Source organism: Saccharothrix longispora (genome assembly GCF_031455225.1).
Classification (GTDB): domain Bacteria; phylum Actinomycetota; class Actinomycetes; order Mycobacteriales; family Pseudonocardiaceae; genus Actinosynnema; species Actinosynnema longispora.
This window is the reverse complement of the sequence record NZ_JAVDSG010000001.1, coordinates 628,930-650,115: the sequence shown is the minus strand read 5'-3', so window position 1 is coordinate 650,115 and position 21,186 is coordinate 628,930. Positions and strand designations below refer to the sequence as shown.

The 21,186-nt window shown below is 72.8% G+C and carries 19 protein-coding genes; 5 read left to right on the top strand and 14 right to left on the bottom strand.

The genetic code is table 11. From position 1 onward, the window contains the following. Positions 1 to 6 precede the first annotated feature (6 nt). The 6 genes from J2S66_RS02915 to J2S66_RS02890 form a co-directional block, all read right to left on the bottom strand. Positions 7 to 1,158, bottom strand: coding sequence for an enolase C-terminal domain-like protein (locus J2S66_RS02915; protein ID WP_310303468.1), 1,152 nt, complete (start codon positions 1,156 to 1,158; stop codon positions 7 to 9). Beyond that, on the bottom strand, positions 1,155 to 2,441 hold the full coding sequence (locus J2S66_RS02910) for an ABC transporter substrate-binding protein (protein WP_310303465.1): 1,287 nt from the start codon (positions 2,439 to 2,441) through the stop codon (positions 1,155 to 1,157). The genes J2S66_RS02915 and J2S66_RS02910 overlap by 4 nt, the downstream gene beginning before the upstream one ends. A gap of 8 nt (positions 2,442 to 2,449) precedes the next feature. After that, a complete protein-coding gene (locus J2S66_RS02905; RefSeq protein WP_306745266.1) occupies positions 2,450 to 3,361 on the bottom strand; it encodes a carbohydrate ABC transporter permease in 912 nt (303 codons plus the stop codon). Continuing rightward, entirely contained in the window at positions 3,358 to 4,233 is an 876-nt protein-coding gene (locus J2S66_RS02900; RefSeq protein ID WP_310303462.1) for a carbohydrate ABC transporter permease, read from the bottom strand. The genes J2S66_RS02905 and J2S66_RS02900 overlap by 4 nt, the downstream gene beginning before the upstream one ends. After that, entirely contained in the window at positions 4,230 to 6,221 is a 1,992-nt protein-coding gene (locus J2S66_RS02895; RefSeq protein ID WP_310303459.1) for a pectinesterase family protein, read from the bottom strand. Before J2S66_RS02895 ends, J2S66_RS02900 begins: the two co-directional genes overlap by 4 nt. Positions 6,222 to 6,579: 358 nt before the next feature. Further along, on the bottom strand, positions 6,580 to 7,614 hold the full coding sequence (locus J2S66_RS02890; RefSeq protein ID WP_510184964.1) for a tetratricopeptide repeat protein: 1,035 nt from the start codon (positions 7,612 to 7,614) through the stop codon (positions 6,580 to 6,582). 131 nt (positions 7,615 to 7,745) lie between these two features. Between J2S66_RS02890 and J2S66_RS02885 the strand changes: the two genes are divergently transcribed. From J2S66_RS02885 to J2S66_RS02870, 4 genes are all read left to right on the top strand, one after another. Continuing rightward, a complete protein-coding gene (locus J2S66_RS02885; protein WP_310303452.1) occupies positions 7,746 to 8,192 on the top strand; it encodes a nuclear transport factor 2 family protein in 447 nt (148 codons plus the stop codon). A gap of 38 nt (positions 8,193 to 8,230) precedes the next feature. After that, positions 8,231 to 8,494, top strand: coding sequence for a helix-turn-helix domain-containing protein (locus J2S66_RS02880; RefSeq protein WP_310303449.1), 264 nt, complete (start codon positions 8,231 to 8,233; stop codon positions 8,492 to 8,494). Then, positions 8,473 to 9,075, top strand: coding sequence for a TetR family transcriptional regulator (locus J2S66_RS02875; protein ID WP_310303445.1), 603 nt, complete (start codon positions 8,473 to 8,475; stop codon positions 9,073 to 9,075). Before J2S66_RS02880 ends, J2S66_RS02875 begins: the two co-directional genes overlap by 22 nt. Positions 9,076 to 9,159: 84 nt before the next feature. After that, positions 9,160 to 9,834: a TetR family transcriptional regulator gene (locus tag J2S66_RS02870; protein ID WP_310303442.1), complete on the top strand. Its 675-nt coding sequence runs from the start codon at positions 9,160 to 9,162 to the stop codon at positions 9,832 to 9,834. Here J2S66_RS02870 and J2S66_RS02865 read toward each other — a convergent pair. From J2S66_RS02865 to J2S66_RS02840, 6 genes are all read right to left on the bottom strand, one after another. After that, positions 9,826 to 11,019 carry an RNA polymerase sigma factor gene (locus tag J2S66_RS02865; RefSeq protein ID WP_310303439.1) on the bottom strand — a complete coding sequence of 398 codons (1,194 nt, stop codon included), beginning with the start codon at positions 11,017 to 11,019 and terminating at the stop codon, positions 9,826 to 9,828. The genes J2S66_RS02870 and J2S66_RS02865 overlap by 9 nt on opposite strands. Next, positions 11,016 to 11,420, bottom strand: a complete 405-nt coding sequence (locus tag J2S66_RS02860; RefSeq protein WP_310303436.1) for a YciI family protein — start codon at positions 11,418 to 11,420, stop codon at positions 11,016 to 11,018. Before J2S66_RS02860 ends, J2S66_RS02865 begins: the two co-directional genes overlap by 4 nt. Positions 11,421 to 11,517: 97 nt before the next feature. Next, on the bottom strand, positions 11,518 to 12,381 hold the full coding sequence (locus J2S66_RS02855) for a hypothetical protein (protein ID WP_310303433.1): 864 nt from the start codon (positions 12,379 to 12,381) through the stop codon (positions 11,518 to 11,520). Positions 12,382 to 12,539: 158 nt separating this feature from the next. Beyond that, complete coding sequence (locus tag J2S66_RS02850; protein WP_310303430.1) at positions 12,540 to 13,652, bottom strand: cellulose binding domain-containing protein; 1,113 nt, start codon at positions 13,650 to 13,652, stop codon at positions 12,540 to 12,542. A gap of 9 nt (positions 13,653 to 13,661) precedes the next feature. Next, a complete protein-coding gene (locus tag J2S66_RS02845) occupies positions 13,662 to 15,287 on the bottom strand; it encodes a cellulase family glycosylhydrolase (RefSeq protein ID WP_310303427.1) in 1,626 nt (541 codons plus the stop codon). A gap of 269 nt (positions 15,288 to 15,556) precedes the next feature. Continuing rightward, complete coding sequence (locus J2S66_RS02840; RefSeq protein ID WP_310303425.1) at positions 15,557 to 16,579, bottom strand: LacI family DNA-binding transcriptional regulator; 1,023 nt, start codon at positions 16,577 to 16,579, stop codon at positions 15,557 to 15,559. A 107-nt stretch (positions 16,580 to 16,686) separates the two neighbouring features. Here J2S66_RS02840 and J2S66_RS02835 point away from each other — a divergent pair, with 107 nt between their 5' ends. After that, positions 16,687 to 17,655, top strand: a complete 969-nt coding sequence (locus tag J2S66_RS02835; RefSeq protein ID WP_310303422.1) for an acetylxylan esterase — start codon at positions 16,687 to 16,689, stop codon at positions 17,653 to 17,655. Positions 17,656 to 17,797: 142 nt separating this feature from the next. Here J2S66_RS02835 and J2S66_RS02830 read toward each other — a convergent pair whose 3' ends face one another. Both J2S66_RS02830 and J2S66_RS02825 read right to left on the bottom strand, forming a co-directional pair. Then, complete coding sequence (locus J2S66_RS02830) at positions 17,798 to 20,116, bottom strand: beta-xylosidase/alpha-l-arabinosidase (RefSeq protein ID WP_310303419.1); 2,319 nt, start codon at positions 20,114 to 20,116, stop codon at positions 17,798 to 17,800. Beyond that, positions 20,110 to 21,099: a LacI family DNA-binding transcriptional regulator gene (locus J2S66_RS02825; RefSeq protein WP_306745279.1), complete on the bottom strand. Its 990-nt coding sequence runs from the start codon at positions 21,097 to 21,099 to the stop codon at positions 20,110 to 20,112. Before J2S66_RS02825 ends, J2S66_RS02830 begins: the two co-directional genes overlap by 7 nt. Between the last annotated feature and the right edge of the window lie 87 nt (positions 21,100 to 21,186).

Here is a 21,186-nt window from a genome sequence, read left to right as displayed (position 1 = left end):
CCGGACTCACCACCTCTCCAGGGTGTGCGAACGGATGTGCTCGACGTCGAACTCGTCCCCCAGGCCGGGAGCCGTCGAGAGGGACACGCACCCCTCGTCGTCGAGCGGGTCGGCGATCGCGAGCCGGTGCGGCGGCACGCGGTCGAAGTCGTGGTGCGGGTGCAGCAGGCCGCGCTCGTACCAGCGGCCGGTGCCGGTGCCGCCGAGGACGGCCAGCGACGCGGAGCCGTCGCCGTGGATCTCGCAGTCCATGTTGAACGACTCGGCCAGGTGGGCGGCCTTGACCGTCGGCGAGATGCCGCCCACGTCGGTGGGTCCGGCGCGCAGGATGTCGCACGCCCCGGACGTGATCCACTCGGCGCGGCTGAGGTGCTTGCCCCAGGCCACCTCGGGCCCGATGACCGGCACGGACAGCTGCTCGGAGAGCCACCGGTAGGAGCTGATCGACGCCTCCTCCATCGGCTCCTCGAACCAGTAGAAGTCCAGGTCCTCCAGCGCCCGCCCCAGTTCCAGCGCGTCGGTGCGCGAGTACCAGTGGTTGGCGTCGAGCATCAGGGCCACGGCCGGTCCCACGGCGTCGCGGACGGCCTCGCAGGCGGCGATGTCGGCCCGCACGCTCGGTGCGCCGGGCACCGGCGGCATCCACGTGTGCAGCTTGATGGCCCGGTAGCCGCGCGAGACCAGCTCCTTGGCGAACGAGGCGTAGTCGCCGGGCGTGGACAGCCCGCCGGGGATCTCGTCGCCGCACATCGTGCTGGCGTAGGCGGGCACGCGGGACCGCGCGCCGCCCAGCAGCTTCCACACCGGCAGGTCGGCGAGCTTGCCCGCCAGGTCCCACAGGGCGGTGTCGACGTACCCGAGGGCGCGGTCGGTGAAGCGGCCGTGCGAGCCGCGCTGCTTGCGCGCCATCGCCGTCCACAGCCGCTCCCGGTCCCACGGGTCGGCGCCCAGCAGCACCGGCTTCACGATCGAGTCGAGCACGGCGGGCCGCAGCTGGTCGGGGTGCACCTGCACGCGGCCGACCGCACCGGAGGAGTCCGTGATCTCCAGCAGTGCCTCGCGCACCTCGTGCTCGGCGCTGGGGTGCCGGTGCCCGTGCGGGTCCACCGCGGTGAACGCGGTGGTCGTGAACACCGACACCTCGACGCGCTCGATCATTTGCGGTCCTCCCACTCCTTCTGCGCCTCGGTCAGCTTCTCCGCCATGTCGTCCAGGAACTGCTGGGCGCTCAGCTCGCCGAGGAGCACCTTCTGGTACTGGGGCTCGCTGTCGGTCTTGGTGATCGAGGAGTACTGCGGCAGGTACACGGGGGCGGGCACGAGGACGGTGGCCGGGTCCTCCAGGACGCCGAGCGCCATCTTCACGTGGGCGGCCTTGTCGATCCACTCGGCGCTGCGCACGTCGGTGTTGGCGGGGATCTGGCCGACCTTCTCGTTCCAGTAGCTGTTGGACTCGACGGAGGTGAGGAACTCGGCGAACTTCCACGCCGCGTCCTGCTTCTCGCTGTTGTTGAACACCGCGAAGCCGTCGGTCGGGTTGGGCACGACGGTCCGCTTGCCGCCGGGGCCGACCGGCAGCGGGATCGCGGCGACCTTGTCGCCGAGCGCCTTGGTGACGTCGCTGTAGGAGCCCAGGTTGTGGTGCATCATCGCGACCGAGCCGCCGGTGAACTGGGCGATCATCTGGGTGAAGCTGTTGTTGACGTCGGCTTCGGGCGTGGCCTTCTTGTAGAGCTTGGCGACCTTGTCGACCAGTTCGGCGTTGGCCTCGTCGCCCAGGGTGCTCCGGCCGTCCTTGAAGAAGTTGTCCACGCCGGAGTACGAGTACGCCTCGGTGATCAGCTGGAACACCGAGCCGGCGCCGCCGCGGATGGTGTAGCCGTACTTGTTCGCGGCCGTGTCGGTGAGCTTCTCGGCGGCGGTGACGAACTCGTCCCAGGTCTTCGGCGGCTCGATGCCGGCGGCCTGGAACCAGTCGGTGCGGTACCAGATGATGTCCATGTTGGCCGACGACGGGACGAGGTAGAGCTTGCCGTCCGGCGCGGTCTGGCGGACCGTCTCCACCAGCGAGGGCAGCAGCTTGTCCTTGAGCGGCCCGCCGTTGATGCGGTCGTCGAGGGGGGCCAGCGCCTCCTGTCCGACGAGGTGCGCGAGGTACGAGGTGGTCACGCCGCCCACGTCGGGCGTCTCGCCGCCGGCGATGGCGGTGTCGTACTTCTGCTGCACCGACGCGCTGGGGATGCCGACGTACTCGACCTTGATGGTCGGGTTCGCGGCCTCGAAGCGCGAGATCAGCTCCTTGTAGATCGGCTCGCGCGCGGGGCCGCCGTTGTTGTCCCAGAACGTGATGGTGACGTTCCCGTCGCTCCCCGCACCTCCCCCGGACGAGCAGGCGGACAGCGCCAGCGCGGCGGCGGCCACGGCGACCAGCAGTTTTCTCATGATGCTCCCTATCCCTTCACAGCCCCGGCGCTGAGCCCCTGCACCAGGAACCGCTGCACGACGGCGAAAACCAGGACCACCGGTACGGCCGCGACCACGCCACCGGCGGCGAGTGCTCCGAAGTCGGTGTTGAACTCACCCAACGTGTAGCTCAGGCCGACCGGCAGGGTGAACTTGTCCTGCCTGGTCGCGAACATCAGGGCGAACAGGAAGTTGTTCCAGGCGCCGATGAACGCGAACGACCCGACCGCCACCAGGGCGGGCTTGAGCTGCGGCAGGACGACGGCGAAGAACGCGCGCAGGCGCGAGCAGCCGTCCACCATCGCGGCTTCTTCCAGCTCCACGGAGATGTTGCGGATGAAGCCGGCCATCAGGATCAGCGACAGCGGCAGCTGGAACGCCACCTCCGCGATGACCAGGCCGGTGATGCTGTTGAGCAGCCCGAGGCCCTTGAAGATCACGAACAGCGGGATCAGCATCATCGCGCCGGGGATGAACTGGCTGCACAGCATCGCCAGCAGGAAGACCCGCTGGCCGCGGAACTTGAACCGGGCCAGCGCGTAGCCGCCCATCACCGACAGGACGGTCACGAACACCAGCACGCCGAGGCCCATGACCACGCTGTTGTAGAAGAACACGCCGAACCCGATGTCGTTCCACACCGTGTCGAAGTGCTCGAACGAGATGGGCCACGGCACGAGCTGCGTCGAGCCGGCCGGCCGCACCGCGAACACCAGCATCCAGTAGAACGGGATGAGCGTGAACAGCAGGTAGAGCACCAGCGGCACGTGGATCATCCACGGCTTGCCCGGCTCCTCGGCCACCGCCCGGCGGCGACGCCTGGTGGGTGGCGGCGGGGCGTGCGTGGTGCCGGCGATCTCCCGCACCAGGGTGTCGGTCTTGCCCAGGGTCTCGGTCATGCTCGGCTCCCGAACTTCGACAACCGCAGGTAGGCGATCGAGAAGAACAGCAGGATCAGGAACCCGGCGACCGTGAGCGCCGAGCCGTACCCGAAGTTGTGCGAGTCGACGGCCTGCCGCGCCACGTACAGCGGCAGGGTCGTGGTCTGGTTCGCGGGTCCGCCGCCGGTCAGGGTGTAGATGAGGTCCACGTTGTTGAACTCCCACACCGCGCGCAGCAGGGTCGACAGGATGATCGCGTCCTTGAGGTGCGGCAGGGTGACGCTGGTGAAGCGCCGCCACCGGCTCGCGCCGTCGACGGACGCCGCCTCGTAGAGGTCCTTGGGGATGCTCTGGAGGTCGGCGAGCAGCAGGATCGCGAAGAACGGCACGCCCCGCCACAGCTCGGTCACCACCAGGGCGTCGAACACCGTGTCGGGGTTGCCGAGCACCGACGTGCCCGGGGAGCCGATCCCCCACTCGGAGAGCACCTGGAAGATGCCGGTGGACGGGTTGAGCAGGAGGATCCAGATGCCCGTGGTCAGCACGCCCGAGACCGCCCACGGCGAGAACACGAGCGCGCGGGCCACGCCGCGCCCGATGAACGTCTCGTTGACGATCAGGGCGAGGACCAGCCCCAGCAGGAGCTGGAGGCCGACCTCGACGAGCACCCACTTGGCGCTGAACGCGAGGCTCTGCCAGAACAGCGGGTCGTCGAACAGCATCTGCTTGAAGTTGTCGAGACCCGCGAACCCGTTCTTCCACGGCTGGGTCACGTTGTAGCGCTGGAGGCTGTAGTAGACGACGCTCCCGATCGGGTAGACCAGGAAGACCGCCATCAGCAGCAGCGTCGGGGCGATGAGCGCGTAGGGCGCCCACGTGCGAGTCCTCATGCGGGGTTCCAGTCGCCGAGGTACGCGCGGACGGTGTGCTGCGCGGCCTGCTCCGCCGTCAGCACCGGCCGGTCCGCGCCGGGCGTGGCGCCGGGGCCGGAGTTGCGGAACTCGGCGAACCGGGCGTCGCGCCAGGAGAAGCCTGACATGTCGGTCCACGGCGCGGTCTTCACCGCGGCGGGCAGCTTCGTGTCGCGGACGACGACCGAGGCGATGGCGTCCGGGTCGCCGCCGGGGTGCCAGGGGCGGCCCAGGTGGTAGGTGCCGGCCGGGGCGTCGCTCTCGATGCGCGAGTGGGTGATGAGGAAGCCGTGCGGGTTGTCGCGGCGCGTGCTGGCGGCCGTGACGTACCCGTTGGGGTCGCCGCCGCGGTCCAGCGCCCGGATCGTCATCCGGTCGAACACGGCGGTCGCGCGGCCGAAGATGAAGTCGACGTCGCCGACCACCTCGCCGCCCCGGTAGTACTGGCGGGCCCGCGCGCCGACGTTCCGGGTGTCGGCGTACAGGGTGTCCTGGTGGCCGAGGAAGCGGACCCGGTCGTAGTACTGCCGGTCCCCGGTGGCCTTCACGGCGACGGCCTGGGTGGCGGTGATCCCGGGGTGCGCTGCCCGGTCGAACGAGTTGCTGAAGGTGAGGTCGCGGGCGGTGAACCCGTCGGCCTCGATGGTGGCGGTGGCCGAGCCGGTGGTGCCGTGCGCGGTGCCGTCGGGCTTCGTGGTGCCGGCGGCGTTGTCGTAGTCGATCACGACGTCCCGCGCGTTGCCGGTGGAGCCCTTGAGCAGCAGGTCGGGCTTGGTCGCGGGCACCCGGACGACCTCGCGGTACACGCCCTTGCCGAGGGTGATGGTGGTGCCGGGCGGCGCGGCGTCGATCGCGGCCTGCACGGTGTCGAAGTCGGTGCCCTTGGCGACGTGGTACCGCTCGCGCTGCTGGGCCCCGGCCTTGAGGTTCTTGATCCGGGAGGTGGGTTCGAGGCCGCGGTTCAGCACGGGCGTCCACCCGGCGTCACCGGCGAGCGGGGTCGTCGGGTTGGCCGCGTTGAACGCGTCGAGCACGTCCACCGGCCGGCCGTCGACCAGCGTGCCGGTCTCGGTGATGGCGGTGCCGCCCCAGTTGTGGATGAGGTCTTCGACCGCGCCGCCGTCGCGCAGCTTCACGTAGTTGTTCTCCACGTGGAGCGCGGACCGCACGCCCACGCCCCACGCGTAGACGAACGACGGTCCCGGCTCGTAGAGGTTGTTGTAGACGTGCACCTGGCCGAACCGCACGCGCGGGAGCCGTTCCTCGACGTTGCGGAAGACGTTGTGGTGCACGCTCACGCGCAGCTTGCCCGGGTCGGTGGTCGAGGTGTTCGACGAGCCGATGAGCATGGTCTTGCCGTGGTCCTCGAACAGGTTGTACGACGCGGTGACCAGGTCGGTGCCGTTGGTCATGTCGAGCGAGCCGTCGTGCTGCTGGTACGGGCGGCCGAAGTAGGTCGGCGCGGCGCTGTCCGGGTGCGGCTGGTCGGTGAAGGTGTTGTGGTCCACCCACACGTTCGTGGCGCGCTGCAACGACACCGCGTCGTAGGCCGAGTTCCAGTTGCCCTCCGCGCCGTCGGTCGGGTCCCACTGCGGGAAGCAGTCGCGGGTGTCGCGGAAGGTGAGGTTGCGGATGATCACGTTCTGCGCGTTGTGCACGCGCAGGCTGGCGCCGGTGAGGCCCGCGCCGCGTCCGTCGCCGACGATCGTGGTGTCGCTCCCCACCGGGACGCCGATCGCCGCCAGCTGCCGCTGCGCGGACGCGGCGCGGGCCTCTTCCAGCGGGCCGCTGGGTTCGCGCTCACGCCCCCAGACGGCCGGGTCGTATTCGGCCAGGTAGCCCGCGAGGGTGTAGCCGTCCGCCGCGTGTTCGGCGCAGTCGGCGCGCAGGTCGATCACGCCGCGCACTTTGATGAGGCGCGGCGCGGGGGCGGCGAGGGCCGCCCGCAATTCCGCTTCCGTGCGCACCGTGTGCACCGTCGTCGCCTGAGATCCACCGGTCGTCCCGGTGCCGCTCGACGCCCACCCGTCACCGGCTTGCAGAACTTGTCTGCCCAGGTCAGGGCTTGCGTGCGCCGGTGCCGCCACGATCACGCCCAAGGCGCAGGAGAGCACGAGCGCAGTACTGAGGGTTCGCATGGCGAGGAGCCTTTCCCCGGCAAGATCATTCATATGTGTGAACGCTATCCAGAAGTGCGAACAGAGTATTACGTCGTTGTTCGCCACGCGTCAACGACGTGATTCGTTTCGACGGCCATTCGAACGGCGACGTCGAACGGCCGTCGAATTCGAGTCGAATTCGACGGCCGCGGTGGGACGGCGCGGGTCAGGCGGGGGTCGCGAACTCCGCGATCCGACCGGCCAGCTCCCGGGCGCGGGGGTCGGCGCGGCAGGCCCGGGCGAGCCGCCCGACGGGACGCAGCCGGTCTGCCACGCGGAGCGAGTCGACCTCGCCCGCGAGCGCGAGCGCCCGGTCGCCGACGGCTGCGGCGTGGTCGAAGTCGTTGCCCAGCAGGTGGTTCCCGATGAGCGCGATGAGGCCGAACAACCGGCTGCGGGTCATCTCCTCGGGGTAGCCGACGACCGCCTCGGTGAGGTCCCGGATCGCCCGCGCGGCGTGCGCCCGGTCCACCGTGCGCGCCAGCTCGGAGTGCACCATGCCGCTCAGCCCGGTCAGGTCCGTCTCGTCGAAGAACCTCGCCCACGCGGGCGCGACCGACGGCGTGCTCGCCTCGAACGCGTCACGCGCCCGGCCCAGCCGGCGCAGCGCCTCCTCCGCGTCGCCGAGGCTCGCGAACGCCCACGCCTGGTTCGCGAACAGCATCGCCACCGCGTGCCGGGACCCCGCCTGGCGGGCCGCGACCACGCCCTGCTCGAAGCAGCTCAACGCGGCCGCCGGCGCGCCCCGGTGCAGCCGCAACCGACCGGTCCGGTAGTGCACGTTCGCCACCAGGTCCTGGTTGCCCGCCCGCGCGGCCAGTTCCCCGGCACGCCGCCAGTGCCGCAGCGCGGTGTGGTCGACGCCGGTGTCGAAGCACGTCCACGCGGCCAGGTTGTGCAGGTCCGCCAGCGCCACCAGCAACCTGCGGAGCACCACGCCGGTGGCCTGGGCGCACAGCAGGCGCTCACCTCGCGCCACCGCCCGGACCGCCTCGTCCCGGCACGCCCCGCCGCCGCGCTCGTAGTCGAGGGCGCGCAGCCGCCCGGTCTCCTCCTCCACGGTCACGACGTCGGGAACGCCGATCCGGGCGGGGACATGTCCTCGATCCACCATGGCACACCTCGCAGGCGTCGCAGGTCCGGGGACGACGCCGCGGCGTCGAACCAGCGGGGTACCCGGCGGAACGGGGTCCGGTACCACCCGGAACGGCGCATCCCGCGGTACCACCCGGATGTCCCACGCGCCACTGGCCCCTGTGCCCGCGCCCGCCCGCGCACGAGACTGGACGACCGGCGGCGCGGCGGCGCGGCGGTGGGAGGGGAGGTCCGTTGTTGGGCGGCGTCACGGCGGCGGTGGAGAGGCTGGTCGCCCGGTGGGCCGCCGGCGACGCGGCGGGCACCGCGCGGCTGTTCGCCCCCGAGGTGCGGTGGTGGGCCGCGCCGGTGCCGGGTGCGCCGTGGCCCGCGAGGGTGCGCTCGCTCCGCGAGGTGGAGGCGTTCTTCCTGGGCTTCCTCGGCGCGTTCGAGCTCACCGGCATCACCACGCGCGCGCTGGTCGTCGACGGCGTGGACGCCGTGCTGACCGGGCAGCTGCACGCGCGCCTGCACGTGAGCGACGAATCCCGCTCCTTCGACTTCGCGCTGTCGGTCTCCGTGCGGCACGACCTGATCAGCGAATTCCGCCTCTACGCGGACACGCTGGCGCTCGCCTCGGCCCTCGCCGCCCCCGGTGTTCCCCCGGTATCACCGCAATGGCCGCACGGATCGGTGCCAGGATGACGACCGCGCCCCTGAGCCCGTCGAGGAAAGGTGTCGCCGTGCCGAACGAACCGCGGCCGATCAGCAAGCTCATCCCGGAACTGCGGCGGGGTCGCGGGTTGACCCAGCACGACCTCGCGGCACGCCTGCACGCCGCGTCGGGCAACGCGAGCGTCACCCGCGAGGAGGTGTCCCGGTGGGAACGGGGCAAGCGCATTCCCGGCCCGTACTGGCGGGCGTGGCTCGGCCGGGTGCTGGACGCGCCCGCGCGGGACCTGGAACAGGCCGCGGCGGTGGCCCGGTGGACGCGCAGGCGGGGGTGACCACGCGTCAGGCGCTGGTCGCCGCCGCGGCCGAGGTGTTCGAGCGCGAGGGGTACGCGCGGGCGACCGTGGACGAGGTGTGCGAGCGCGCCGGCGTCACGAAAGGCGCGCTCTACGGCCACTTCGGCTCCAAGAAGGCGCTCGCCGTCGCGGTGCTGGACGTGCGCGCCGCGGAGTGGGCGCGCACCAGGGAGCGGTTGCAGCGGCAGCACCGCAGCCCGTTGCAGGTGTTGGTGGACCTGGGTTACGCGGCGCAGCGCGACCAGGAGGTGGAGCGGCGGCTGATGTTCCAGTCACCGGTGTGCGAGGACGTGGCGGAGCGCCGGCTCGGCCAGTGGACCTCGGTGGTGCACGACCTGCTGCGCGGCGCGGCGGCGCGGGGCGAGCTGCGCGACGGCGTGAACCTGCCCGCGTGCGCCGAGGGCATCGTCGCGGAGCTCGTGGGCGTGCACCTGGTGTCGCGGGCCGTCGACGGGGTGGACGCGGCGACCGCCGGCGTGGTCCGCCTGTGGCGCTCCTGGCTGCCGGCCCTGGCGTGGCCCGAGGTGTGCGCGGGGCTGCGGATGACCCCGCCCCGGTGACCGGCTCCGTCCCGCTCCGCGCCGTTCGTTGACCGGAACGTAGCAGGTCGTTACGCTGGGTAGCCACCGGGAAGCGAGGTCGCCGTGAACGACGCCGCGCGGGGAACCCGCACCAGGGCCGCCCTGGTCGCCGCGGGCATCGAGCTGTTCGACCGGGACGGCTACGGCGCGACGTCGCTGGACGCCGTGTGCCGCCGGGTGTCGGTCACCAAGGGCGCGCTGTACCGGCACTACCCGTCGAAGCAGGCGCTCGCCGTCGCCGTGGTCGAGGAGCACTTCCGCCGGTGGCACGAGGTGCGCGACGCGATCGAGCGGCGCGGCGCCGGACCGCTGGCCACGCTGGTGGAGCTGACCGGCGAGATGAACCGGTTGGCGCGGACCGACCGGGTGGTGCGCGTCGGCGTGCGGCTGCTGTTCACCAGCGAGCTGTTCGACCTGCTCGCGGGCGTGCACGTGGCGTGCCTGTCGGCCGTCGTGCGCGACCTGCTCGGCCGGGCGGAGCGGGCCGGCGAGCTGGTGGCGGGGCTCGACCTGCGCGACGAGGCGGACGGCATCACCTCCGCGGTGGTCGGCACGCAGGCGCTCGCCGCCGTCGCCACCGGGCCGGGTGGCCGGCCCGACGCCCTGTGGCGGCACCGGCTGGCCCGACTGGCCACCCCGCGGGTGTGCGGCGGCCTCCTGGGCGCCGCGGCCGGCCTGACCACCGGGACGCCCTCCACACCGCCACGACGTGCTCCACGTCGAACGGCATCAGGTTGAGCGGCGGGCCTTGGCCATCAGGTAGCGCTGCTCCGGCAGGCTCGTGGTGCGGGCCGCGGCGGCGCGGTAGTGCGCGGCGGCACGTGACGCGTCGCCCGCCATCTCGTGCAGGTGGGCGCGGACGGCGTCGAGGCGGTGGTGGCCGGGCAGGCGGTCGTCCAGGGTGTCGACCAGGGCCAGGCCGGCGGCGGGGCCGTGCACCATCGCGACGGCCACCGCCCGGTTCAGCGTCACCACGGGGTTGTCCGTGATGCGTTCCAGGAACGTGTACATGCCGAGGATCTGCGGCCAGTCGGTGTCCTCCGCGCGCGCGGCGTCGTCGTGCAGGGCGGCGATGGCGGCCTGCAACTGGTACTCGCCGATCGGACCGCGCTCCACGGCGGCGGTGATCAGGTCCGCGCCCTCCGCGATCAGGGCCCGGTCCCACGTCGACCGGTCCTGCTCGGCCAGCGGCACGATCGAGCCGTCGGGGGCGGTGCGCGCCGGGCGGCGGGCGTCGGTGAGCAGCATCAGCGCGAGCAGGCCCGCGACCTCGCCGTCGGACGGCAGGCGCGCGTGCACCGCCCGGGTGAGCCGGATCGCCTCACCGGACAGCTCGACGCGGTGCAGCGAACCACCCGTGCTGCTGGTGTAGCCCTCGTTGAAGACGAGGTACAGCACGTGCAGCACGGTGCGCAGCCTGGCGGCCCGCTCGTCGGGACCGGGCACGGCGAACTCCGCGCCGCGCAGCTTCTGCTTGGCCCGGCTGATGCGCTGCGCCATGGTCGCCTCCGGCACCAGGAAGGCGCGGGCGATCTCGGCCGTCGTCAGACCGCCCACGGCGCGCAGGGTGAGCGCGATGGCGGACGCGGGCGTCAGGTCGGGGTGGCAGCACAGGAACAGCAGGAGGAGCGTGTCGTCGCGGTCCGCCGCCTCGCCGGGCGGTGGCTCGCGGAACACCGCGTCCTCGCGCCTGCGGCGGGCGATCTCGCCGCGCACCAGGTCGGTGGCCTTGCGCGCGGCGACGCGCACGAGCCAGGCGCGCGGGTCGTCCGGCACGCCGTCGACCGGCCAGTGCCGGTGCGCCGACAGCAGCGCCTCCTGCACGGCGTCCTCGGCGAGCGCGAAGTCGCCGCACCGGCGGGCGAGCGCGCCGAGGACCCGCGGCGCGCACTCGCGCAGCAGGTCCTCGACGACGCGGCTCACAGGTCGGACGCGGCGGGGGCCGACATCAACTCCCGCACCTCGATGGGCTGGCCCAGCGGCACGCCGTCCGGGCCGGGCGCGGCCGACGCCCTGGCCGCGATCTCCAGCGCCCGCTCCCGCGTGGCGTCGACCAGCCAGTAGCCGGCCAGCAGCTCCTTGGACTCCGGGAACGGGCCGTCGGTGACGACGGGCGCGCCGACCCCGGTGAACACGACGGTCGCGGCCAGCTCGGGACCGGACAGGCCCTGGGCGTCGACCAGTTCGCCGTTGCGGGCCAGCTCCTCGCCGAGCCGCTGCTGGTACCCGATGTGCGCGGCGACGTCCTCGGGCGCCCACCGGTCCATGGGGGTGTCGCAGGTGGCGGTAGTGCCGTAGTTCATCAGCAGCAGGAACTTCGCCATGATCGCTCTCCTCGGTGCGCGGGCGCACCGTCCCGGCGCCCTCACCCCGCAGACGGCACCGCGGACGGCATCTCTACACCACCAGACGTGACTCGGGTCACACCACGTCGAGCCGCACGCCCACCCGCCGGTCGGGCTGGAGGTCGGTGGCGCTGAACACGACCTCGGTGCGGTCGGCGGGCGAGCGCACCGACTCCAGCACGAACCCTGGGTCGCCCCGGTCGAAGCCCAGGGCGTCGTAGAAGACATCGACCCCGCGCGGCAGGCGCAGCGCCAGCGAGACGTGCGGCACGCTGCCGGCGAAGCGGTAGGCGAACGCGTCCGGTTCGCCGAAGCGCATCAGCGGCGCGCACTTGCCCGGCCAGAACAGGGTCACCACGACCCGGACCTCGCTGCCCGCCGGGATCGGCTCCTGGAAGTGCACGGCCAGGTCGAACCGGCCGTCCTCCCGCCAGGACGTGGACACCGCGAACCGGGCGCCGGGCAGCTCGTCGACGAGGACGCCGCGCACCACCGCCTTCACCAGCGACCGCTGGGCCTCCGGCTGGTCCCAGCCCGCCTGGAACCGCAGGCGCAGCACCCGCACCCCGTCGGCGGCGGGCGTGGCCGTCACGGTCACCTCGGTCTCCGCGTCGCCGTTGGCGGCGAGCGTCGCCCGCTCCTCCCACGCCACGATGTGCACGAGGGGCTGGAGCTCGTCGTAGATCACGTCGGCGTAGTGGGCCAGCAGCGTGCGGTGCCGCTCCAGCACGCCGGAGTTCACCCGGTACGCGACCAGCGCCAGGCCCGCGGCCAGCAGCGGGAGGAGACCCACCAGCACGCGGGTCGCGGTGGACCAGGGGGCGAACGCCAGGGCCGCGTTGATCGCGAACAGCGCCACCAGCCCGACCACGGGGCCGCGCACCGGACCGCCCGGCACGTGGGCGAGGAACCACCGGTAGCACGATCTGAGCAAGCGCATCCACACCCACCAGCACACCCGAGGACGACCCCGGGGAACACCGCCGGGCCTGCGCACGGAACCGTACTCCACCCCGGGATCGCCCCGGGAAGATCACCCGGGACGCGAACGGGCGTCCGCGGCCGCACCCGGAGGCACGACCGCGGACGCCCGCCTGGTCAGGCCGCCGCGCACCCGGCGGTCGGGGTCCAGCCGGACGCGTCGCCGCTGCCGTTGAACCCGACCTTCGCCGTGCCCCCGACCGGGAGCGCGCCGTTCCAGGACGCGTTGCCCACCGTCACGGTGGTGCCGGTCTGGCTGAACGTGCCGTTCCAGCCCTGCGTGACGGACATGCCGCCGCGCGCCTCGAACCGCACCGTCCAGCCCCGGGTCGCGGTCGTGCCGCTGTTGCGCACGGTGATCTCCGCCGAGAAGCCACCCGGCCACTGGTTGGCCACCCTGACCTCGGCGGCGCACCCGCCGCCCGGAGGCGGGGTGGTGGTCGTGGTGGTCGTCGTGGTCGTGGTGGTGGTCGACGTCGTGGTGGACGTGGGTGTGACGCCCCTCAGGGCGGCCACCACGGCGGGGAACCACCGGTCGGCGATCTTCCGGTCACCCGAGGCGTTCGGGTGCACGCCGTCGTAGGTGTCGGAGCCGGTGGCGAAGCCGGTCCACTGGTCCACGACGGTGACGGGCGACCGGGCGGTGGACTTGCCCGCCGCCCAGGCCGGGATCGCCGCGTTCAGGTCGGCCACCCGCTGCGGGCACTCGGCGCAGGCGCTCGCCGCCATGGGGATGATCTTGGCGACGAGGACCTTCATCGACGGGTTGTCCGCCCGCATCTGGTCCACGAGCTTGCCGTAGGCGGCCAGGACGGTCGCCGTCGACCGCGCGCTCCACACGTCGTTGGTGCCGAAGTGCATGAGCACCACGTCCGGCTTGCTCGCGGCCAGCCAGCCGACGAGCTGGTCCTGGTCGGCGACCGCCGTGACGAGCGCCCCGCCGTGGCCCTCGTGCTGGCCGTCGTAGGCGAACCCGCAGCCGTCCGGGTTGAGCGTGCCCACGAAGTCGATGTCGGTGTGCCCGGCGGCCCGCAGGTCGCGGTCGAGCAGCGCCCGCCAGCAGCCCGGCGACCCGGTGATGGAGTCGCCGAGCGCCATGATCCGCACGGGTGCGGCGGCCCGCACGGCCGCCTGCCCCGGCGCGGCCACGAGAACGCCGACGAGCGCCGCGAGCGCCGCGAACAGCGCCGCCAGTGCCGTTTTCCCCGGTGCCGTTTTTCTCGGTGACATCGCGGGCCCCTAGGCGGTCGCGCAGGTCGCGCCGTTGAGGGCGAACGACGTGGGCGCGGGGTTGGTCCCGTTCCACGAGCCGATGAAGCCGAAGCTCACCGAGCCGCCGGCCGGGATCGTCGCGTTGTACGCCACGTTCGCCGCGCTCAGCTGCGCGCCGGACTGGGTCGTGGTGGCGCCCCAGGACTGGGTGACGGTCTGGCCGGCGGCCCACGTCCAGCGCAGCGTCCAGCCGTTGACCGCGGTCGTGCCGGTGTTGGCCACCTTCACGTCGCCCTGGAAGCCGCCCTGCCACTGGCCGGTGACCTTGTAGGTGACCGCGCAGGTCCCGATCGGGTCGCCGCCGCCGGGCCGGGTGGTGACGTCGACCGTGCCCGAGCGGGTGGAGCGGTTGCCCGCCGCATCCCGCGCGTAGACGGCGAACCTGTACGCGGTGCCCGCGGACAGGCCGGTGACGGTCGTGCTCGTGCCGGACGGGCTCGCCACCGCCGTCTCGGTGGAGCCGCTGACGCGGACCACGTCGTAGCCGGTGACGCCGACGTCGTCCGTGGCGGCCGACCAGGTCAGGGTCGCCGAGGTGGAGGTGACGCCGGACGCCGACGGGGTGCCCGGCGCGCTCGGCGGCGTGGTGTCGGTCGGGCCGCCGCCACCGCCGTAGACGCTGGCCTCCTTCGAGGTGGCCTTGATGCCGTTGGCGCCGTCGAAGATCCGCCGGCCCCACGACGTCAGCTGCGCGGCGTTGAAGTCGGTGACCATGTCGAGGTACTCGACGCCGCCGCCGTTGCCGCTCCACGACCAGCCCAGGTAGCCCAGCTTGAGCGACTGGGTGGTGGCGAAGATGGTGTCCTCGTCGGGGTTGCCGTCGGAGTGGTCGTGGCCGAACTCGCCCACGACGATCGGCAGCTTCGCGGTCACGAAGCGGTTGAGGTAGTCGTTGATCTCCGCGGCCGTGTCGAACACGCCGTACATGTGGATGGAGAACACGGTGTTCTTCAGCGCGTCCGCGGCGAAGACCGACGCGGCGTTGTCGCGCATGGTGAACGCCCAGTCCTGGCCCCAGTTCGGCGCGTCCACCATGATCGTGTGGGTCAGGCCGCCGTTGCGCAGGGCCTGGATGGCGCCCTTGGTGTCGTTGGTCCAGTTCTGGTAGCCGGTGTTGCCGTGCGGCTCGTTGCCGATGTTGACGATGACGTACTTCTCCTGGCCGACCAGCGCGCTCTTGACGCTGAGCCAGTACTCGGCCGCGCGGGCCAGGGTCACGGCGCCGCTCTGCTCGCCGTAGCCGGTGGTGTCGTGCACCTCCAGCACGCAGATCAGCCTGTTGGCCTTGCACTGGGAGACGACGTTGGCCACGTCTGCCGCGTCGTTCTTCGTCCAGCGGTCGCCGGAGCTGAGCACGACGCGGACGGTGTTGGACCCGAGGGCCTTGATGTCCTTCAGCGCCTGGGTGGTGCTGCTCGTGTACCAGGTGTGCGCGTGGTTGACGCCACGCATGACGAAGTCGTTGCCGTTGGCGTCCAGGAGACGCCCGTTGCTGACGGTGAAGCCCGTGGCCGCCTGGGCCGGGACCACCGCCAGCAGGGAGAGGACCAAGGCGGCGACGGCGGCGCCGACCAAGGCGAATCGCTTGCGCATGGGTGTACCTCGCGTGGTTGTCGACACTGACAGAAGCGAGCGCAGGGCAGCGCACCCGCCCGGGGGCGGACCTCCACACCAAAGCAATTAACCGCTTAAGAGTCAACCGGGAGTTTCGCAAGTAAGCGCAGGTCAGGACCGCTTTTGCGCGCGATCCACCGTCACTGCTGGGAACGCTCCCAGAAATGGGTCACCAGTGTCCTACGGACGCCCCCGGTCCGTCGAGCCCCGAACCTGCGGACGGGTCTCGCGGTCTCGAATGGCGGGTCTCAGGTGGTGGGGGCCCGGCCGGTGCTGGAGCGCGGCACCAGCTCGGGGTCGGAGGTCTTCACCTGGTCGGGCGCGCCACCCGCGACGACGTCGAGCAGCAGGCGGACGGCGGCGGCGCCCCGCTCGGCGATCGGGCGGCGCACGGCGGACAGCGCGGGTCGCACCAGGCGGCACAGCGCCGAGTCGTCCCACGCCACCAGCGAGAGCCGGTCGGGCACGGGCAGGTTCAGCTCGTGCGCCACGCCGAGGGCCGACACCGCCATCACGTCGTTGTCGAACACGAGCGCGGTCGGCGGCGTGCCGCCCGTCAGCACGCGCCGCGTCACGCGGGCCGCCGCCTCGTCCGAGTAGTCGGCGTGCACGACCCGCGCCTCGCCCAGGCCGAGCCGCGCGGCGGCCGTGGTGAACGCCCGCGACCTCGCCTGGGTGTGCACGAACCTGGTGGGTCCGGCGACCCGCACGATCCGCCGGTGGCCGAGCGCCACCAGGTACTCCAGCACCTCGACCACGGCGACCTCGTCGTCGGTCCACACGCACGGCACGTCCGGCACGACCGGTTCGCCGAGCACCACGGCCGGCAGGTGCAGCTCCCGCACCAGCTCCACCCGGGGGTCGTTCTCCACCAGGTCGACCAGCAGCACGCCGTCCACCCGCCGCTCGCCCCACCAGCGCCGGTAGGCGGCCAGTTCGGCGGCGGAGTTGTCGGTCACCTGGAGCAGCAGCGCCGTCGGCCCGCCCGCGAGCGCGCCCTGGATGCCGGAGATGAGCTGCATGAAGTACGGCTCGACGCCGATCACCCGGGCCGGCCGGTCCACGACGAGGCCGATGGCGTTGGCCCGGCCGTCGGACAGCGAGCGCGCGGCGCTGCTGGGCACCCAGCCGAGGCGGTCCGCGATGTCCATGATCCGGCGCCGGGTGGGCTCGGAGACGCCCGGCCGGTTGTTGAGCGCGTAGGACACCGCCCCCGTGGAGACGCCCGCGGCCTTGGCGATGTCCGAGATGGTCGGACGCTTGGCTCGCACCCGCGCCTCCTCACTGGACGTGATCATCGAGTCTAGACCGCGGCGCGGCCCCCCTCCCCCGGTAGGGTAATTAAGCGCTTAACGGATCACCTGGAAAGGGGACCACCGTGCCCTGGTTCGACCTCTCCGAGCGGGAACTGGCGCAGTACCGGACCGCCACCGCCGAACCGGACAACCTGGACCTGTGGTGGAAGTCCCGGCTGGAGGAGGCGCGCGCCGCCGCCCGACCGCCGGTGCTGTCGCCGTACGCGGCGGACGCCTACGGCCCGCTGCCGGTGTGGGACGTCGAGTTCTCCGGCTACGGCGGCGACCGGGTGCGCGGCTGGTACATCCGCCCCGGCGGGGCGGGCGACGAGCCGCTGCCGACGGTGGTCTGCTTCATCGGCTACGGCGGCGGCCGGGGCCTGCCGTCGGAGCACGCGCTGCTGCCCGCCGCCGGGTACGCGGTGTTCGTGATGGACACCCGGGGCCAGGGCGGCCGGTGGACGCTGGGCGCGACGGCCGACTCCGGGTTCGCCGGCCCCGAGCACCCCGGCGTGATGACCCGGGGCATCGCCTCGCCCGAGACGTACTACGTGACGCGGCTGATGGTGGACGCGGCGCGGGCGGTGGAGGTGGCGGCGGAGCTGGACGGCGTGGACCCGGCGCGGCTCGCGGTGTCCGGCGGCAGCCAGGGCGGCGGCCTCGCGCTGGCCGCGGCGGCGCTGTGCGGCGAGGCGGTCCGGGTGTGCCAGGCCGACGTGCCGTTCCTGTGCGACTTCCAGCGGGCCGTCACGATCACCGGCGCCGAGCCGTACGCGGAGATCTCGAACTTCCTGGCGCAGCACGTGGACCTGATCCCGCGGGCGCTGGACACCCTGCGCTACGTCGACGGCGCGCTGCTGTCCCGCCGCATCACCGCGACGTGCCTGCTGAGCGTGGGCCTGATGGACGAGGTGTGCCCGCCGTCGACGGTGTACGCGGCCTACAACGAGATCACCGCGCCGAAGGAGATGGCGGTGTTCCCGTTCAGCGGTCACACCACCCCCAGGGTGCACGACGAGCGCAAGCTGCGGCACCTGCGCGCCCACCTCTGAGACGTGGTGGGCGGGGTGTGGGAGGGCCACCGCCATAGCCCTCCCACACCCCAGCCCGGTCAGTGGACCCGGTTGCCCACCGGGGACCCCGGGTTGCTCGGCCCGGGGTCTCGAACGTCCACGACCAGCTCACGGGGTCGGTTCACGGGGTCGACGCGGTGACCGGGGTGACGAGCACCCGCTCGTGGCCGACGTACCGGTCCTCGCCGGTGACCCGCACGGTGCGCTCCCAGCGGATGTCGGTGCTGGAGCAGCCGACGAGCAGGGACACCTCGCCGGTCTCCACGACGCGGCGGCCGTCGCGGCCGGTGAACGACGTGCGGTCGGCGTGCAGCCGGAACGCCACCCGCCGCTCCTCCCCCGCGTCCAGCTCGACCCGGGCGAACCCGACGAGCTGGCGCACGGGCCGCGTCACCGAGGCGACCGGGTCGTGCAGGTACAGCTGCACGACCTCCGCGCCGCGCCGTCCGCCGGTGTTGCGCACCAGGCAGGACACCTCGACCTCGCCGTCCGACGGCAGCTCCTCGGCCGACTCGAACCCGGTCAGCTCGAACGAGGTGTAGGACAGGCCGTGGCCGAACGGGTACAGCGGCGTGGGGTCCACGGAGCTGACGCCGCCCACCGCGCCCAGCTTCGGGTGCAGGTAGGTGGTGGGCTGGCCGCCGGAACCGCGCGGGACCTGCACGGGCAGCTTGCCGGACGGGTTGACCCGCCCGCTGAGCACGCCCGCGACTGCGCCCGAGCCCTCCTCGCCGGGGAAGAAGGCCTGCACGACCCCGGCGGGGCGGTAGCGGCCCAGCGCGTAGGGACGGCCGGCCAGCAGGACCAGCACGACGGGCTTGCCCGCCTCCAGCAGCGCGTCCAGCAGTTCGCCCTGCACGCCGGGCAGCGACAGGTCCTCGGCGTCGCAACCCTCGCCGGACGTGCCGCGGCCGAACAGGCCGGCGCGGTCGCCGAGCACGGCGAGCACCACGTCCGCGTCCCGCGCGACCTCGACCGCCCCGGCGATGCCGGACCGGTCGTCGCCGGACACCTCGCACCCGAGCGCGGTGGTGACGGTGGCGTGCGGGAACTCCGCGCGCACCGCCTCCAGCAGGGTCGGCATCTCCACGCCCAGCTCCACGTCCGGGTGCTGCACGCCCACGTGGTTCGGGAACGCGTAGCAGCCCATGAGCGCGAGCACGTCGTCCGCGCACGGCCCGACGACCGCGATGCGCGACGCACCGGCGCCCGACGCGGCGAGGGGCAGCACGCCCGCCTCGTTGTCCAGCAGCACCACGGACCGCTCGGCCATCGTGCGGGCGAGGTCGCGCAGCGCGGGCGGGTCCAAGTCGACCGGCTCGCCGCGCTTCACGGCGGGCGACTCGGGCTCCCAGCCCTCGTCCAGCAGGCCGAGTTCGCACTTCTGGGTGAGCACCCGGGTCACCGCGACGTCCACGTGCGCCTCGTCCACGACGCCGGAGCGCACCAGCTCGGCCAGCGGCTCGCCGTAGCAGCGCACGCTGGGCAGCTCCACGTCCACGCCCGCGGTCAGCGCGAGCGCGGCGGCCTCGCCGGGCGACCCGGCGACGCCGTGGGCGGTCTCCAGGAACGACACGCCGAAGTAGTCGGCGACGACGACGCCCTCGAAGCCCCACCGGCCGCGCAGCAGGTCGGTCAGCAGCGCCGGGTCCGCGGCCGGCGGCACGCCGTCGACCTCGGCGTAGGAGTGCATGACCGACCGGGCGCCGCCCAGGCGCAGGGCCATCTCGAACGGCGGCAGCACGACGTCGGCGAACTCGCGCGGCCCCATGTGCACGGGGGCGTGGTTGCGCCCGCCGACGGAGGCCGAGTAGCCCGCGAAGTGCTTGAGGGTGGCCACGATCCCGCTGGACTCCAGGCCGCGGGTGTAGGCGGAGCCGATGAGGCCGACGAGGTAGGGGTCCTCGCCGATGGTCTCCTCGGTGCGCCCCCACCGCGGGTCGCGGGTCACGTCGAGCACCGGGGCCAGGCCCTGGTGCACGCCGACGTCGCGCATCACCAGGCCGACCTCGCGCGCCATCCGCTCGACCGACTCGGGGTCGAACGAGGCGCCCCAGGACAGGGGGACGGGGAAGACCGTCGCCTGCCACGCGGTGAACCCGGCCAGGCACTCCTCGTGCGCCATGGCGGGGATGCCGAAGCGGGTGTTGGCGACGAGCTTGCGCTGGGTCTCGGCGAGCACCTTGGCGCCCACCAGGGGGTCGACCGGCCCGGTGCCGAAGACGCGGGTCAGCTGGCCGAGGCCGGGCTTGGTCAGCTCGTCCCACGGCGGCAGCGGCTCGGCGAACTCGTGCTGCGCGGGAGCGACCTCCTCGCCCTCGGAGATCCCCACCCACACCCCGACGAGCTGGGCCAGCTTCTCCTCCAGGGTCAGCTCGGCCAGCAGGGCGGCGACGCGCTCCGCGGTCGGCTTTCCGGGATCGGCCCAGGGGTTCAGCACGGCGGCTCCTTCGTTGACGATCGGACGACGAGTTCGGTGGCCAGTTCGACGCGCTCGGTCTCCACCGGGCGCCCCGCGATGAGGTCGGCGAGCATCCGGCCCGCGTGGCGCCCCATCTCGGTGAGCGGCTGGCGCACGGTGGTGAGGGCGGGCGAGGACCACACCGCCACCGGTAAGTCGTCGAAGCCGACCACGCTCAGGTCGTGCGGGACGGACAGCCCCGCGACGCGGGCCGCCTCGATCACGCCGAGCGCCTGTTCGTCGTTGCCCGCGAAGATCGCGGTGGGCCGGTCGGGCATGGCGAGCAGCTCTGCCGCCCGCCGGAACCCGCCCTCGTGCTTGAAGTCGCCGTGCCTGACGAGTTCCGGGTCGAACGCGATGCCCGCCCGGTCGAGCGCGGCGCGGTAGCCGTCGACGCGCGCGCGGCTGCACAGCATCCCGGCGGGTCCGCCGATGACGCCGACCCGGCGGTGGCCGAGGCGCAGCAGGTGTTCGGTGGCGGACAGGCCGCCCGCCCAGTTGGTGGCGCCGACGCTGGGCACGTTCGGCTGCGGGAGGTCCACGGGGTCGATGACGACGACCGGGATGCGCGAGTTGGCGAGCACGCGCCGGTCGGCGGCGGTCAACTGCGAGGTGACCAGCAGCGCCCCGGCACGGCGCGCCTCCACCAGCGACGCCGCCCACGAGGTGTGCCGGCGCGGCTTGTCCGTGGAGGACACCACGACGTGCAGGCCGGTGTCGACGACACCGCGGATGATCTCCACCGCCCAGGGGCTGTCCAGGGCGGTGAACACGAGGTCGACCAGCATGTGCCCGGAGGCGCGGCGCGACCCGACCGGGACGTAGTCGTACTCGGCGAGCAACTGCCGCACGCGGGCCCTGGTCTCCGCGCCGACGTCGTCCTTCCCGTTCAGGACCTTGGACACCGTCGGGAGCGACACCCCCGCTGCTGCGGCAATCGTGGCCAACGTGGCTCGACGCATGCGGCCGATAGTATCGAAACTCGATCGAAACACAAGAGCGAGCCTCTGAAGTGCGGAAATGTCGTCTCAACAGGTCGGCGCGTGACG

Excerpts from the sequence above, each read along its gene's own strand:
- J2S66_RS02845 (WP_310303427.1), bottom strand. The coding sequence starts at position 15,287 with ATGCGCAAGCGATTCGCCTTGGTCGGCGCCGCCGTCGCCGCCTTGGTC.
- J2S66_RS02825 (WP_306745279.1), bottom strand. The coding sequence starts at position 21,099 with ATGCGTCGAGCCACGTTGGCCACGATTGCCGCAGCAGCGGGGGTGTCG.
- J2S66_RS02905 (WP_306745266.1), bottom strand. The coding sequence starts at position 3,361 with ATGACCGAGACCCTGGGCAAGACCGACACCCTGGTGCGGGAGATCGCC.
- J2S66_RS02850 (WP_310303430.1), bottom strand. The coding sequence starts at position 13,652 with ATGTCACCGAGAAAAACGGCACCGGGGAAAACGGCACTGGCGGCGCTG.
- J2S66_RS02855 (WP_310303433.1), bottom strand. The coding sequence starts at position 12,381 with ATGCGCTTGCTCAGATCGTGCTACCGGTGGTTCCTCGCCCACGTGCCG.
- J2S66_RS02910 (WP_310303465.1), bottom strand. The coding sequence starts at position 2,441 with ATGAGAAAACTGCTGGTCGCCGTGGCCGCCGCCGCGCTGGCGCTGTCC.
- J2S66_RS02915 (WP_310303468.1), bottom strand. The coding sequence starts at position 1,158 with ATGATCGAGCGCGTCGAGGTGTCGGTGTTCACGACCACCGCGTTCACC.
- J2S66_RS02860 (WP_310303436.1), bottom strand. The coding sequence starts at position 11,420 with ATGGCGAAGTTCCTGCTGCTGATGAACTACGGCACTACCGCCACCTGC.
- J2S66_RS02900 (WP_310303462.1), bottom strand. The coding sequence starts at position 4,233 with ATGAGGACTCGCACGTGGGCGCCCTACGCGCTCATCGCCCCGACGCTG.